Below are 15,115 nucleotides of genomic sequence, written 5' to 3'. Positions count from 1 at the left end.
GACTTGCGCATGACTTCTCACCACCACAATCGTCTCCCGCGCCTGAAGGCTCTGTGCTTTGCCTTGCTCGGAACGCTTACCGTCCTGAGCCAGGTTGCGACTGCGGCCACCGCAGAAGAGGCGGCCAAACTGTCGAGCAGTCTCACGCCAATGGGGGCCGAGCGCGCAGGTAATGCCGACGGCAGCATTCCGGCGTGGCAGGGCGGTTACACCAAAGTTGACCCGGCGTACAAACCCGGCGGCAAACGCAACGATCCGTTTGCGGCCGACAAGCCGCTGTTCAGCATCACCTCGAAGAATCTTGCGCAATACGCCGCCAAGCTCAGCGATGGCACCAAGGAGATGTTCAAGCGTTTTCCTGACACCTATCGCATTGACGTCTATCCGACCCGTCGCTCGGCCGCTGCGCCGCAATGGGTGTACGACAACACCCTGAAAAATGCCACCCGTGCCAAGCTGGTCGACAGCAGCGCCGGACCTGTGCCCGAAGGTGCGTTTGGCGGTATTCCATTCCCGATTCCGCATAACGGCGCCGAAGCCATGTGGAACCACATCCTCAACTGGCGCGGCACGTCACTGGCCATGCACTTTCGCCATTACCTGATGACTGCAGACGGCAAACAGGTGATGACCACCGACGGCCAGGCGATCCAGGACATGCCGTATTACTACCAGGACGGCACGCCGGAAAGTTTCGCCGGTGATTACTGGCTGTTCCGCCTGCTTAATGTCGGCCCGCCATTGCGTGCCGGTGAGCAAATCATGGGGCGCACCAATATCAACGGCGACAAGTCCCAGGCTCACGTCTATCTGACCGGCCAGCGCCGCGTGCGCAAATTGCCGAATGCCTGCTGCGACACACCGACGCCGGCCACCGCCGGGGTGATGTCGTTCGATGAGTTGAGCGTGTTCCAGGGGCGCATCGATCGCTTCGACTGGAAACTGGTCGGCAAGCAGGAAATGTATATCCCTTACAACACCAACAAAGTCCTGACCGCCGGCAAACCGGAAGACCTGTTTCTGGCCCATCACATGAATCCTGATTACGTGCGCTGGGAATTGCATCGCGTGTGGGTGGTAGACGCCGAACTCGCGCCGGGCAAGCGTCACCAGTTGCCGAAGGGCCGCTACTACCTCGACGAAGACACTTGGCAAGCGATGCTCGGCGATCGCTGGGACGCCAACGGCCAACTCGCCAAAACCTTGTGGTCGCTACCGGCCGTGCTGCCGGATCTGCCAGCGCAAGCGCAGCTATCTTCGGGTTTCTACGACCTGACCTCCGGCGCCTGGTTTATCCAGAACGTCTACACCGGTCTGCCTGAGCAATACGGCGTGGTCGATCGCTACAAGGCGTCTGAATTCTCGCCGGCGGCGATGGCGGGTGCCGGGGTTCGTTGAATCGGGCCGGATCGCGACAGGTGTGGCGATCCGGTTTCACAGGTGGTTTCGAGGTCGGTATGAACAGAATCTGTCAGGTGCTCGGGCGGTTGTTAGCGCTGCTGGCGCTGCCTTGCGTATTACCCATGAGCCAGGCTCAGGCTGCCGCCGTCGGTGATGTATTGCACACCCCGGCGATGCGCGCGCCGCAGGCCCGGCAAGCGGTTTTGCTTGATCTGGCGCGGGCAGGTGCGCGGTTGGTGGCGGTCGGCGAACGCGGCATCGTCTTGCTCTCCGATGACAACGGTATCAATTGGCGGCAGGCGCAGGTGCCGGTCTCCGTCAGCCTTACGGCGGTGCAGTTTGTCGATGCGAACACGGGCTGGGCGGTCGGCCATGCCGGTGCGGTGCTGGTCTCCCACGACGGCGGTGAAAACTGGGCGTTGCAACTGGACGGCGATCGCGCTGCGCAACTGGAATTGCAGGGCGCACGCGAGCAATTGCCGACAGCGACTGACCCCGACGCAGCGGCGGCACGTGTGCAAACTGCCGAACGGATGGTCAGCGAAGGCGCGGACAAACCGTTTCTGAGCCTCAAGTTCACCGATGCGCGTCACGGCCTGATCGTCGGCGCCTACGGCCTCGCGTTTACCACCGAGGACGGCGGCGTGAGCTGGCAGTCGCTGATGGGCCAGATCGACAATCCGGTGGGCGCGCACTTGTATGCCATCGCGCAACAAGGCGAGCGTTGGTTCGTGGCTGGCGAGCAAGGTTATGTGGCGCGTTCAGAGGACGGCGGACAATCCTTCGTCGCGCTCGACAGCCCGTACAGCGGCAGCTTTTTCGCCCTGCAAGTACGCGATGACGGCACGCTACTGGCGGCAGGCCTGAAAGGCAACGCGTTCATTTCCACCGACGACGGCAACAGCTTCGTGCCCGCGCCCGTACCGATGCCCGTGTCCTTCAGTGAAGCGATTCGCAGCGCTGACGGCCAGCTGTTGTTGGTCAATCAGGCGGGCGCAATGTTTCGCACCACGGGCGACGCACCCACCCTGCAGCCTTTCGGCAAACCGCTGGGCAAACCGATTTCCAGTGTCGTGCAGGCCGCCGATGGCAGCCTGGTGCTGGCCGGTTTCACCGGGGTGACGCGCCTGGCGTCGCCCACCGCTACAGCTTCGGAGTGAGGTTATGAAACCATTCGACAACGCCACGGCCAGCCTGGCGAGTTTCGACCCGCGTTCCGGCTCGGTCGTGGAACGCACTTTGTTCAATCACCGGTTGTGGGTGTTGCTGGTGTGCCTGGTGACCACGCTTTTCCTGGGCTATCAGGCCACGCGCGTCGAGCTGAACGCCAGTTTCGAAAAGATGATTCCCACGCAACAACCCTACATCGCCAATTATCTGCAACATCAAAAGCAGCTCAGCGGTCTAGGCAACTCCTTGCGCATCGTTGTCGCCAATCGCCAGGGCGATATCTACGACGCTGAGTATCTGAAAACCTTGCAGGCCTTGAGCGACAAGCTTTACCTGCTGCCCGGCGTCGACCGTGCCTACATGAAGTCGCTGTGGACGCCGGCAACGCGTTGGGTCGCAGTGACTGAAGACGGACTGGATGGCGGTCCGGTGATTCCGGACGATTACGCGGGCACCCCGGCCAGTCTCGAGGCCTTGCGCCGCAACGTGCAGCGCTCCAACGAGCTCGGCCAACTGGTAGCGTTCGATCAAACCTCGAGCATCATTTACGTGCCGTTACTGGCCACGACTGCAGACGGCCAGGCGCTGAATTACTCGGTGCTGTCGGAGCAACTGGAGGCGTTGCGCAGCGAGTACCAGAACGCCAGGATCGACATTCACATCACCGGTTTCGCGAAAAAGGTCGGCGACCTGATCGCCGGGCTCAAGCAGATCCTGTTGTTCTTCGCCGTCGCGATTCTGATCACCACCGCCGTGCTGTTCTGGTACACACGCTGCCTGCGCAGCACGTTGCTGGTGGTGTTCTGTTCGCTGGTGGCGGTGGTCTGGCAGTTGGGTCTGTTGCCGTTGCTCGACTATCAACTGGATCCGTACTCGGTGCTGGTGCCGTTTCTGGTGTTCGCCATCGGCATGAGCCACGGCGCGCAGAAAATGAACGGCATCATGCAGGACATCGGTCGCGGCATGCACCGGGTGGTGGCCGCGCGCTTCACCTTTCGACGGCTGTTTCTGGCCGGGCTGACGGCATTGCTCTGCGACGCAGTGGGTTTCGCCGTGCTGATGCTGATCAAGATCCAGGTGATTCAGGATCTGGCCGTGATCGCCAGTATCGGTGTGGCGGTGCTGATTTTCACCAACCTGATTCTGCTGCCGGTGTTGCTGTCCTACGTCGGCGTAACGCCACGTGCGGCGCAATTGAGCCTGAAGAGCGAGCAGAACGATCAGGCTGGCGCGCGGCGTCATGGCTTCTGGCGTTTTCTCGATCTGTTTACCCGACGTCGCTGGGCCAGCCTGTGCATTGCCATCAGCCTGGCGTTGGCGGCATTGGGTTTTGTGGTCAGCCTGCAATTGAAGATCGGTGATCTGGATGCCGGCGCACCGGAGCTGCGGGCCGACTCACGCTACAACCAGGATGACGCGTTTCTGACCCGGCATTACGGTGCCAGCAGTGATTTGTTCGCGGTGATGGTCAAAACTCCGGCCGGGCAGTGTGCGCGTTACGACATCCTTGCCAAAGTCGATGCGCTGGACTGGCAACTGCGCGCATTGCCGGGGGTGGATTCGACCAACTCGCTGGCCTTGCTCAACCGGCGCATGCTGGTTGGCCTCAGCGAAGGCAGCGCCAAGTGGTACGAGCTGCAGAACAATCAGGCGATGCTCAACATGATCACCGCCAGTGCGCCACGCGGCTTGTACAACGAGGATTGCAGCCTGCTCACGCTGTACGCCTACCTCACCGATCACAAGGCTGAAACCCTGACGCGGCTGGTCGATCATGTCGAGCAATTCGCCGCCGCCAATAACAACGATGATGTGCAGTTCCTGCTGGCAGCGGGCAATGCCGGCATCGAGGCGGCGACCAATATCGTGGTCAAACAAGCCAATCGCGAGATGCTGTTCTGGGTCTACGGCGCGGTGATCGTCCTGTGCCTGATCACCTTCCGTTCGTGGCGCGCCACGCTGTGCGCGGTGATTCCACTGATGGTCACCTCGATCCTCTGCGAAGCATTGATGGTATGGCTGAACATCGGCGTGAAGGTCGCGACGTTGCCGGTCATCGCGTTGGGTGTCGGCATTGGTGTCGACTATGCGTTGTATGTGATGAGCATCCTGCTCGGTCATTTGCGCCAGGGTGCGAGCCTGTCAGAAGCCTATTACCGCGCCCTGGTGTCCACCGGCAAAGTGGTAATGCTCACCGGCATCACGCTCGCCATCGGCGTGGCCACGTGGATCTTCTCGCCGATCAAATTCCAGGCTGACATGGGCGTGCTGCTGGCGTTCATGTTCGTCTGGAACATGGTCGGCGCGCTGCTGCTGTTGCCAGCGCTGGCGTACTTTCTGCTGCCTGCACGGCGCACGAACACCGACGCAGAAACGCCGGAGGAGGCGATCAATCTGGCCCTGCCGTCGCGAGCCGTGGCGGTAGATGTTGTTCAATCGCGTCATCGGGAGACCTGTCATGGCCGTTGAGTCTTCATTGGAAAACAGCGGCCGTCGCGCTGGTTTAACGCAATCGTTGCTGTTGCTGCTCGGCAGCTGTCTGCCAGTGCTTGGCGCGGTACTGCTTGCACCGGTATTGCCGCGCATGCAGGCCCATTTTGTCGATGTCGCGGGCAGCACGGTGCTGGTGCCGATCGTGCTGACCTTGCCGGCATTGATGATTGCATTGCTGGCACCGTTTGCCGGGGTCATCGCCGATCGACTTGGACGCAAACCGCTGTTGTTGGCGAGCATGGCCCTGTACACGCTCTGCGGTGTGTTGCCGCTGTGGCTCGATTCGCTGCCGGCCATTGTCGCCTGCCGCGCCGGGATCGGTCTGGCGGAGGCGGGGATCATGACCTGCTGCACGACGCTGATGGGCGACTACTACAGCGGCGCCCGACGCGAGCGCTTGTTCGCGTTGCAGATGGTCGCGACCTCACTGTCTGCTGCGGTGTTTATCGCGCTGGGTGGTTTTCTTGGCCAGGACGACTGGCGCACACCGTTTGCGCTGTACGCGGTCGGGCTGATTTTCCTGCCGCTGATGGCGTGGAAACTCTGGGAACCGCAACCCCGCGTGCAACCGGCAGCAACATTGCCGGTGCCAGCCCCGCGCGCATTTCCATGGCGGGCACTAACACCCATGTATGCATTGTCGCTGCTCGCGGGCCTGAGCCTGTTCATCGTGCCGGTGCAGGCCGGCTACTTGCTCAACTTGTTGCACGTGGATGCGCCGCAGCAGATCGGCATGACCATGGGCGCCAATCAACTCGGTGTGCTCGTCGGGGCCTTGAGTTTTCGCCTGTTGAGCGGTCTGCGCAGCCAGCATGTGTTGCTGATTGCCTTTGGCCTGGCTGGCATCGGCGGGCTGTTGATGGCCGCTGCCGGCAGCCACGCGCAGGTGGTGGTCGCGGTACTGGTTAATGGTCTGGGCATCGGCCTGATGTTGCCGACGTTGATCACCTGGATCATGGCGCAAGTCGGGTTTGCTCAGCGTGGGCGAGCGGCGGGGTGTTTCACCGCTGCGATTTTCGCTGGCGAATTCATCAGTCCGCTGGTGGTACTCGCCATCACTTCCGGGGCTTACACGGCGTTGCCGCAAGCACTGGCCATGATCGGTTGGCTGCAACTGGTCGTGGCGCTGTTTTGTCTGTCCGTGCCGAGGCTCGGTGGACTGTTGACCCGCACCCATGTCGGCGGGCACGACTCCATCGGCAACGGCCATTGAACGAGGATTTTCCATGCAAGCGCTTCCCCCATTCAAACGCGTGGTCACCGGGCATGATGCTCAAGGCCGCGCGGTCGTCGCCAGTCTCGGAGCAACGGCCAACGTCTTCGCACTGCAATCGGTGCCGGGCACGGTGTTTCATGAAATATGGAACAGCAGCGGCAGTCCGGTCCTGCTCGACAATGCCGATGATCCAACCAGCAAACCCTTACAACTGAGCCCCGGCCCGCTGGGCAGTGTGATTCGCGTCGTCGATATCCCGCCAGACAGCGTGCAGAACCAGGTCAGCGCTGCCGCTGCAGCGGCCGCGTTTGCCGAGATTGGCCAGGCGCATGCCGGCACCGGTCAGGCGAACTCGCGGCACAAACTGATGCACCGCACCGAAACTCTCGATTACGGCATCGTCACCGAAGGCGAAGTCTGGCTGGTGCTCGACGATGAAGAGGTCCACCTCAAACGCGGCGACGTGGTGGTTCAGCGCGGCACCAATCACGCGTGGAGCAACCGTACCGAGGCCATGGCACGCATGGTGTTTATTCTGCTGGACGGGCGTTTCGCCGCTGAATTGCAAGACTGCCCGGGAGAAAAAGCATGAAGCTCGCAACCTTGAAAAACGGTAGCCGTGACGGCCAGTTGGTGGTGGTTTCACGCGACATGGCCCGGGCGCTGGACGCCCGTTCGGTAGCGCTGACCTTGCAGCAAGCCATCGAAAACTGGGCTGAAGCCGAGCCGCGTTTGCAAGCCCTAGCGCGTGAGCTTGAAAACCAAGATTGCCGCGAGGCCTTTGCCTTCGACCCCGCGCAGGCGATGGCGCCGTTGCCGCGTGCTTATCAATGGTGCGATGGCTCGGCGTTTCTCAGTCACGGTGCACTGATGCAGAAGGCGTTCAACCTCGACCCGATCGAAGGCGCCGACCGTACGCCGTTGATGTACCAGGGCGCCGGTGATGACTTCATCGGCGCACACGATGACATCGAACTGCCGAGCGAAAGCCAGGGCATCGATTTCGAAGGCGAATTTGTCGTGCTGGTCGATGATGTGCCGATGGGCTGTTCAGCCGAAAACGCGTTGCAGCACATCAAACTGATCCTGCAGATCAACGATGTCAGCCTGCGTGCGCTGGCACCGCGGGAAATGCGCACCGGGTTCGGTTTTCTGCAAGCCAAACCGTCCTCCAGTTTTGCCCCACTGGCGATTACCCCGGATGAACTCGGCGAAGCCTGGCGAGACGGCCGCGTCAATTTGCCCCTGCAAGTGCAGTGGAACGGCGAGTGGTTTGGCCAGCCGCACGGCGCGCAGATGAACTTTCATTTTGGCCAACTGATCGCCCACGCGGCCTTAACCCGGCGCTTGCGCGCCGGCACCCTGATCGGTTCCGGCACGGTGTCGAACGCCGAGCGCAACGTCGGCTCGGCGTGCATCGCCGAACGTCGGGCCATCGAGATGATCGAGCAGGGCGCGCCGGTGACAGGCTTCATGCGTTTCGGCGATCGCGTGCGCATGGACGTCACCGGCAGCGATGCTCAGTCACTGTTTGGCGCGATCGATCAACGCGTCGTCAAGGCCCACGGCTAAGGAACGCCCATGCGTGTACTGATTACCGGAGCCAATGGCTTCGTCGGTCGCGAACTGCTGCGTTGTCTGCTCGCGCGCGGCAGTTTGCGCGGGCAAGTCATTCGTTCGCTGCTGGTGCTGGACACTGACGTCCAAGGCTTGCCAGACGATTCGCGCCTGCGTCGGCACAGCGGCAGCGTGACGGATGCGGCGTTGATGCGCCGGGTCTTGGCTGATGGCATCGATGTGGTGTTTCACCTGGTCAGCGTCCCCGGCGGAGCAGCGGAGGCGCATTACGAATCGGGTTATCAGGTCAATCTGCTGGCCAGCCTCGAACTGCTTGATCAACTGCGCAACAAGGCGCGACCTCCGGTGCTGGTGTATGCCAGCAGCGTTGCGGTGTATGGCGCTGATCTGCCGGCAAAGATGAACGAGCAGGCTGAACTGCACCCGCAACTGTCGTACGGCACACACAAGTTGATGGTCGAGCGCGCGCTGATCGATCTGGGGCGGCGCGCTGAAGTCGATGGACGCGCGGTGCGCCTGCCGGGCATTGTCGCGCGCCCGCGTGAACCCAACGGTTTGCGCTCGGCCTTCATGAGCGACTTGATGCGTGCTTTTGCCGAGGGCGCTGAGTATTGCTGCCCGGTATCACCGCAAGCGACTGCGTGGTGGATGTCGGCGCGCTGTTGCGTGAACAACCTGATCCACGCCGCCGAGCTGGATGACGCCGCCGCGCAACAGCGGGTCTGGCAACTGCCGGTGCTGCATTTGTCCATCGCCCAGGTCATTGATGCACTGGCGGCAACTTACGGCGAACAACGCCGTGGGCTGATCAGTTTCGCCGCTGACCTTGACCTCGAAACCCTGTTCGGGCGCATGCCGCCCTTGAAAACCCCGCTGGCCCGCGCTGCCGGTTTCTGCCATGACGGCAACGTCGCCACGCTTATTCGCAACGCCCTCAACCCAGCCCCTTATCGGCCTCTGCCGTTGAACGGAGATACGCCTCATGTCACAGCCCATCCAGCGTAAACGTCGTCTGGTCGACCTTTCGGTGACCCTCGATAACAACCCGTACACAGACCCGCCACCGCTGTTGCCGAAGATCGATTACATGGATCACCAGCAAGGCTGGCCGGAAATGGCCGCGATGTTCCCGGGCTTGCAGCTTGAGCAGATGCCCGGCAATGAATCGTGGGCCGCCGAGCGCTTGCAGATCACCACCCACAGCGGCACCCACATGGACGCGCCGTGGCATTACGCCTCGACCACCGATGGCGGCGAGCCGGCGTTTGGCATTGATGAGTTGCCGCTCGACTGGTGTTTGCAGCCGGGGGTCAAACTGGACTTTCGCCATTTGCCCGACGGTCACGTAGTCACGGCAGAAGAGGTCGAAGCGGAGTTGGCGCGTATCGAGCACGCGTTGCAACCACTGGATATCGTGCTGATCAACACACGCGCCGGTGCGCTGTTCGGTCAGCCGGGTTACCTCGATGCTGGCATTGGCATGGGGCGCGAAGCCACGATGTATCTGCTGGAACGCGGCGTGCGCGTGGTCGGCACTGACGCCTGGAGCTGGGACGCGCCGTTCAAATACACCCGTGAACGTTTTGCTGCCAGCGGCGATGCCTCGATCATCTGGGAAGGGCATAAGGCCGGGCGCGATATCGGCTACGGGCAAATGGAAAAACTGGCCAACCTCGAATCCCTGCCAGCGAGTGGCTTCACGGTGTCGTGCTTTCCTTACAAGATCCGCCATGCGTCGGCAGGTTTTGTGCGTGCGGTGGCTATTTTCGAAGAGTGATCGGGCTGTTTGAGGCATTCCTTTAACGACAGTAAGAGAACGGCAGGCTTTGAACACAGTGGACGGCGTTTGCCGCCGCCACTGTTCTGAAGCAATCAACCCGTTGGATTGCGCAGTCGCTCGATGATTCTACGAGCACGATTGGCCCCGACGTCGACATGAATATCAATCATCGGACGTGTACCGAACCGGCAGATGTTCTGGTACTGCGCTTCGATCACCACTTTGTCTTCGTCGAACGTCAATCGCGTCTGATGCAGAACTTTGGCTGTGACGGCCTCGGGATCATGTTCAGGGTTGGTGGCCATGGTCCAGAAATAGTGGCTTGTGGTGTCTGTTTCCGGCGTTACGCCGTGAAAACCGCGCATATGAAAACCGCCTCGATCCGGGTTGTTCAGATCGTCCGTGCCCGCGTCTATCGCGCCGGTCCAGATGCGCAGGTGATTGAAGTGGAATTCGATTTCCTGCCAGCGGTCGATGTTGCCTTTGAACGGGTAGGCCGCGGTGTAGGTCGGCGGCGGAACGGAATCGGGCATGTGGCGAACCACGCGAACCATTGAGTCATCACCATCGACGTTCATCTTCGCGTTCATATGAATGCTGGCGTTGCCGCCAATGGTGTGCAGATGGACGTAGCCCAGATGGCTGAGATCCATGAGGTTGTCGTGGATGAGTTGATAGGGCGCGTCGTAGTGATAAACATCACCGTCGAACAGGTATTTACCGCTGCTGTGCACGTCGTAGACCGGTGGCGCGAATGTCGGCTCAGGATGCTCGGCGCTGCCAAACCAGATCCAGATGATCTGATCCTGTTCCTGGACGGGGTAGGAAGGGACTTTGGCTTTGCTGGGGATCTTGTCCTGGCCCGGAATTTCGATGCATTTACCGCCTTCATCGAACAGCAGGCCGTGGTAACCGCAGCGCAAACCGCGTTCCTCCACTGTGCCGCCGGACAGCGGCAATGCACGATGGCAGCAGCGGTCTTCCAGCGCGGCGACCTGGTTATCTGCCGTGCGAAAAAGCACCACCGGTTTGTTCAGCAACGTACGGCCAAGGGGTTGGTCTTTCAGTTCCCGGCTCAAGGCCGCGACATACCATTGATCGAGGGGAAAGCTCGGCGCAGTGGCCGGGGCAATTTCATGTGCGAGGGGTTGGGCAGCGGTAGTCATGATGTTCTCCGGCGAGCGGTCGATGCTCGGTTCAGGTCAAAGATCCAATACCAGGCGGGGTGATTTGGCACGTGAGCAGCACGGGGTGAAACGGTCATTGGCAGCGTGTTCTGCAGCCGTCATGAACTGATCACGATGATCGGCAATGCCTTCGAGCAAGCCCGTGATACAGGTGCCGCAGACGCCTTGCTCGCACGATGATTCGATGGCAATTCCGGCCTCATCGAGCACTTCGAAAACGGTGCGATCGGCGGGGATGTAAAAAATCTGCCCTGTGCTCGCCAACTGAACTTCGAAAGGCGAATCAGCGCTCGCATCGACAGGTGCGGCGGCGAAGAACTCTCTGTGCACGCGTTCTTCCGGCCAGCCCGCGGCGTTCGCGGTGTCGAGGATGAAATTCATGAAACCGACCGGGCCGCATACGTAAAGGTGAGTCGCGTTGTCTGGCGCGGCGAGGAGGGCGGTTGCATCGAGTTTCTGTTCGGGCGATCCGCTGTCGTCATGCAAATGCGCGTGGCTGGCGAAGGGCGCTTGTCGCAGGTATTGGATAAACGCGGCGCGTTCGCTGGATCGGAAGCTGTAATGCAGCTCGAAATCCGCGCCTTGATGATGAAGCTCATGGGCCATTGCCAGCATCGGCGTAATGCCAATACCGCCGCCAAACAGCAGGTGGCGCTTGGCTGAGTCCGCGAGTGGAAAGAGGTTGCGTGGTTCGCTGATGCTGAGTGTCTGGCCTTGGCTGATGGTGTCGTGCATCGCAGTGGAACCGCCGCGTGAGGCGGGATCCTTCAGCACACTGATTACGTAGCGATGACGTTCTTTTGAGTCATTGCACAGCGAGTATTGCCGGGTGAGGCCGCCGGCAATGTGGATGTCGATATGGGCACCGGCATTGAACGGTGGTAACGGCTGATCGTCCGCTGCGCACAGCTCGAAACTGCAGATGCCCTCGGCCTCGACGACTTTGCGGGTGACGTTGACTTGAAGCATGACTTCTCCCTCCACATTGAAGTGGCTGCTGAAAAACGAACGGCAAAAAAGGGTGCGAGCGGGTGACGAATCAGCCGGGCGCGAAGAAGTAGAAACGGTGGGAAATCATGGGCGCCACGGAAGGGCACGGTTGGCGAGGGTTCATAAGCAAGACCTGTTAATTATTTTTTTGAGGTTGTGCTACGGCGTATCATGCGGCGCATCGTCCGCAATGTCAGGCTGAGTGAATCCTCAGATAATTTAGTTGCGGTGTCAACCAAATTGCAGGATCTTCGATCTACGGTGTTTCTTGATGCCTACCGATACACAACTGAACCTGTCGCGTTATGTACCTGGCCTGGTGACTTTCCTGGCGAACAAACTCGCCACGGGAGCCTCGCAGTGCTACCGCAAACACTTCGGAATCGGCGTGGTTGAATGGCGGATGCTTTCAATGCTGGCGGTTGAATCCGACATCACTGCCAATCGAATCTGCCAGGCGATCGGTCTCGACAAGAGCGCGGTCAGTCGTTCATTGCAGACATTGGAAGCGGCGGGGCGCATCACCAGTCAGCTGGATCCCAAGGACGCGCGGCGTTACACCGTGCGATTGACGGCCAGCGGTAAAGAACTGCATGACCGTGTGCTTAAAGTCGCACTGGAGCGCGAGTCGCGTCTGCTCAGCGGATTGACCCCGGCCGAGGTCGATACGTTGATTGACTTGCTTGGGCGCCTGCATCTGCAAGTGCCCAATGTGAACAGTTACGACCCGAGTGAGGAGTAAGTCGCGGCAGACTGCAGCGTGAAATTGGCGTTGAGGGTTGCTGCCCGACGCGAGTTGGCGGGCTGCTGATATTGGGTGCATTGGATCAGAGATTGTCGACCGTCCAAAAGGCTGGGAGGCTAGCGTGACATTTACCATAAGGACATGCCGGAATGAGCTCAGGAACAATCCTCGTCACAGGTGCGGCAGGAAAGATCGGCAATGCGTTTTGGGAAGAGCGCGACGATAAATCTGATTTGCGTTTAGCTGATTTAGACGTAACACGACTTCCTGACTCGGCACAGCGTTTCGCTCTGGATGTCACGGATCAAGCCAGTTGCCTTCGAGCTTGCGAAGGTATCCATACCGTCATCCATCTTGCTGCTGACCCTGACCCAGACGCCGATTTCATGACATCCCTGCTTCCAGTGAACATCGTGGGCACTTACAACATGCTGTTCGCCGCAAAGGCACAAGGCTGCAAGCGCTTCATATTTGCGAGCAGTGCCCAAGTGATCGAAGGATATCCAACGGATGTTCAGATACAGGAATGCATGGCACCTAAACCAGGCAATCTTTACGGCGTCAGCAAGGCATTTGGAGAAGCTTTGGCTTCGATGTATGCAAACGATGGACAAATGACAACTATCGCTGTCCGTATTGCCAACGTAGCCAAATTTCAACAAGGGGAGACCCACAGTCCCAGAGACGTCGCGGCCTTCATCAGTTTTAGAGATGTTGTCGCGCTACTCAATAGTTGCGTTGAAGCCGAGCTAAAGGGATTCCACGTTATCCATGGTGTCTCAGATAACCGCTATAAGCGCCTCTCTATTGATCAGAGTAGAAAAGTTGTCGGATATGCTCCCATTGATGATGGGTTTGAGATTCTGGAAGGAGGCGCTCAATCTGATTGAACGCAAACTTCCTCTGAGAAGGTCACCGTGATGCGCCGGGAAAACGGGCTGGTTTAATGATTGGCAGAGTTGCTCTGTTGCTGAAGCTCAAGTTGCCTGGCGGCACTGGCTTCCAGGGTTGCACGCTCTTCATCCAGATACCGATAAACGCTTTGGAGGTTGGCGATTTTCTGTTTGATGTCGGCCATCTTCTTTTCAATCAGCTTCGCGCCTTCAGCACAATCGATCAGCCTGTTGCGCTGCGCATCCAGAATCTCGCCTATTTCCCCCAGAGAAAACCCCATGCTTTGCGCGCGCTGGATAAAGTCCAGATCCAGCAGAGTTTGCTCGTTGTAAACGCGATAGTTGTTGGTTTGCCGCAGCGATGAGATCAGGCCGATTTGCTCGTAGTAACGCAACGTATGGCGGCTGGCGCCGCTGCGCGCTTCGAGTTCGCCGATTTTCATGAAAACACCGCTTGACTGTAGAGTGGGGTCGATACTTTACGCTTGATTTCTGACCTTCAACAAGGAACATGGAAATGAGCGTGGAGTGCTTTGTCACAGGCGGGACTGGTTTCGTCGGTCAACATTTAGTGGCGAACCTGAGTGCAAAAGGTCACACCGTTCGGGTGTTGATGCGTCGCCCTGAGCGACTGGCGGCCTTGCGCGAGCAAGTCGATAATCTGGGCGGGTGCGCAACCCGGGTATTCGCCGTCGCTGGCGATCTGGAACAAAACAACCTCGGGCTGAGCGTTGCTGACCGAGAAGTGCTGAGGCGCGCCAGCGTCATGTTCCACTTGGGCGCGCACTTCGCATGGGGGCTTTCAGTGGAGCACTCTCGTGCGGTGAACGTCGAAGGGGCAAAGCGCGTGGCGCTGTTGGCGGCTGAGCAAAAAAGCCGTTTAGTGATGATCGGCGGCTACATGCTGAAAAATCATGAACACCTACAACGCATCGGAATTGACGCTCGTTATCCGGAGCGGACGAATTGGCCTGCCGTCTACCGGCGTGTCGGTGGTTACGAAGGAAGCAAGCTGGAGGCGCATTTTGCGACCCTGGAGGTCATGTCAGCCAACGGCGGGCAGATTACAGTTGTCCACCCTGCGACGGTCTGTGGCCACAGCCGCACGGGGCATATCCTTGACGGTCAGCCGCTGGTGGAGCTGATACGCAACCTTGTGCAGGGCAAGTTGACTGCGGTGCCTGGCACCGCCAGGCACTGGCTGCCACTGGTGACCGTGGATTACCTGGTTGAACTGGTGGCAGTTTGTGCGTTTGATCCTGCCATGGTGGGTCAGGAACTGCTGGCGCTTGATGACCAGACGCCAAACCTGCGCGAGCTCTTGATACAGGTTGCACAACCTTTGGGATTAAAGTCTCCCAAGCATCACATTTCACTTCGATTGTTGAAGCTGCTACTGAGTATTCCTCCCGTCGCGCGGTTCTTGAATACAAAACCCGAAGCCCTGGATTTTATCCAGACCACTCGTTTTAATACGGCGGCGGTTGAGCAATTTGCCAACAGGCACGGAATAGCCAAACCGGATATACGTCAGTCTCTGCAGCACACTGCCATGTTCGTCAAATCGCACTGCATAGCCAAGGGCCAGGCCCTCTGACCTTTGGCGACACGAAGGCGAATAGCACTCTATCGGGATTAGTCGGCTGCTCGGGTGCTCAAACT

General features: G+C 59.6%; 14 protein-coding genes. 11 read left to right on the top strand and 3 right to left on the bottom strand.

Annotated elements, in window-relative coordinates; genetic code table 11:
* Window positions 1-9: 9 nt before the first annotated feature.
* The 8 genes from AB4N44_RS03065 to AB4N44_RS03030 are packed head-to-tail and all read left to right on the top strand — an operon-like array spanning window position 10 to window position 9,635.
* Window positions 10-1,398, top strand: coding sequence for a DUF1329 domain-containing protein (locus AB4N44_RS03065; protein WP_460110282.1), 1,389 nt, complete (start codon window positions 10-12; stop codon window positions 1,396-1,398).
* 59 nt (window positions 1,399-1,457) lie between these two features.
* Complete coding sequence (locus AB4N44_RS03060) at window positions 1,458-2,561, top strand: WD40/YVTN/BNR-like repeat-containing protein (RefSeq protein WP_460110283.1); 1,104 nt, start codon at window positions 1,458-1,460, stop codon at window positions 2,559-2,561.
* 4 nt (window positions 2,562-2,565) lie between these two features.
* Window positions 2,566-5,040: an efflux RND transporter permease subunit gene (locus AB4N44_RS03055; protein ID WP_460110285.1), complete on the top strand. Its 2,475-nt coding sequence runs from the start codon at window positions 2,566-2,568 to the stop codon at window positions 5,038-5,040.
* On the top strand, window positions 5,030-6,277 hold the full coding sequence (locus tag AB4N44_RS03050) for an MFS transporter (protein WP_460110286.1): 1,248 nt from the start codon (window positions 5,030-5,032) through the stop codon (window positions 6,275-6,277). The genes AB4N44_RS03055 and AB4N44_RS03050 overlap by 11 nt, the downstream gene beginning before the upstream one ends.
* Window positions 6,278-6,290: 13 nt before the next feature.
* On the top strand, window positions 6,291-6,872 hold the full coding sequence (locus tag AB4N44_RS03045) for a cupin domain-containing protein (protein WP_460110287.1): 582 nt from the start codon (window positions 6,291-6,293) through the stop codon (window positions 6,870-6,872).
* Entirely contained in the window at window positions 6,869-7,852 is a 984-nt protein-coding gene (locus AB4N44_RS03040; RefSeq protein WP_460110289.1) for a fumarylacetoacetate hydrolase family protein, read from the top strand. The genes AB4N44_RS03045 and AB4N44_RS03040 overlap by 4 nt, the downstream gene beginning before the upstream one ends.
* Window positions 7,853-7,861: 9 nt before the next feature.
* On the top strand, window positions 7,862-8,863 hold the full coding sequence (locus tag AB4N44_RS03035; protein WP_460110290.1) for an NAD-dependent epimerase/dehydratase family protein: 1,002 nt from the start codon (window positions 7,862-7,864) through the stop codon (window positions 8,861-8,863).
* A complete protein-coding gene (locus AB4N44_RS03030; protein ID WP_460110292.1) occupies window positions 8,841-9,635 on the top strand; it encodes a cyclase family protein in 795 nt (264 codons plus the stop codon). Before AB4N44_RS03035 ends, AB4N44_RS03030 begins: the two co-directional genes overlap by 23 nt.
* Before the next feature lie 95 nt (window positions 9,636-9,730).
* Here the strand turns inward: AB4N44_RS03030 and AB4N44_RS03025 are convergent, their stop codons facing one another.
* Both AB4N44_RS03025 and AB4N44_RS03020 read right to left on the bottom strand, forming a co-directional pair.
* On the bottom strand, window positions 9,731-10,804 hold the full coding sequence (locus AB4N44_RS03025; protein WP_460110294.1) for a Rieske 2Fe-2S domain-containing protein: 1,074 nt from the start codon (window positions 10,802-10,804) through the stop codon (window positions 9,731-9,733).
* Between the two features lie 36 nt (window positions 10,805-10,840).
* The gene (locus AB4N44_RS03020) at window positions 10,841-11,794 is read right to left on the bottom strand and encodes a PDR/VanB family oxidoreductase (protein ID WP_460110296.1); all 954 of its coding nucleotides are present in this window, start codon (window positions 11,792-11,794) and stop codon (window positions 10,841-10,843) included.
* Window positions 11,795-12,086: 292 nt separating this feature from the next.
* Between AB4N44_RS03020 and AB4N44_RS03015 the strand changes: the two genes are divergently transcribed.
* Both AB4N44_RS03015 and AB4N44_RS03010 read left to right on the top strand, forming a co-directional pair.
* On the top strand, window positions 12,087-12,557 hold the full coding sequence (locus tag AB4N44_RS03015) for a MarR family winged helix-turn-helix transcriptional regulator (RefSeq protein WP_007910265.1): 471 nt from the start codon (window positions 12,087-12,089) through the stop codon (window positions 12,555-12,557).
* Between the two features lie 152 nt (window positions 12,558-12,709).
* Window positions 12,710-13,450 (top strand): NAD-dependent epimerase/dehydratase family protein, encoded by a 741-nt coding sequence (locus tag AB4N44_RS03010; protein ID WP_460110298.1) that lies wholly within the window; start codon window positions 12,710-12,712, stop codon window positions 13,448-13,450.
* Between the two features lie 53 nt (window positions 13,451-13,503).
* Here AB4N44_RS03010 and AB4N44_RS03005 read toward each other — a convergent pair whose 3' ends face one another.
* Window positions 13,504-13,896, bottom strand: coding sequence for a MerR family transcriptional regulator (locus tag AB4N44_RS03005; protein WP_460110299.1), 393 nt, complete (start codon window positions 13,894-13,896; stop codon window positions 13,504-13,506).
* A gap of 74 nt (window positions 13,897-13,970) precedes the next feature.
* Here AB4N44_RS03005 and AB4N44_RS03000 point away from each other — a divergent pair, with 74 nt between their 5' ends.
* On the top strand, window positions 13,971-15,050 hold the full coding sequence (locus AB4N44_RS03000) for an SDR family oxidoreductase (RefSeq protein ID WP_460110301.1): 1,080 nt from the start codon (window positions 13,971-13,973) through the stop codon (window positions 15,048-15,050).
* The last annotated feature ends 65 nt before the right edge of the window (window positions 15,051-15,115 follow it).

It is taken from the genome of Pseudomonas sp. S3_C06, assembly GCF_054667675.1.
The sequence above is the reverse complement of the archived record's forward strand: the minus strand, read 5'-3'. Positions and strand labels throughout refer to the sequence as shown.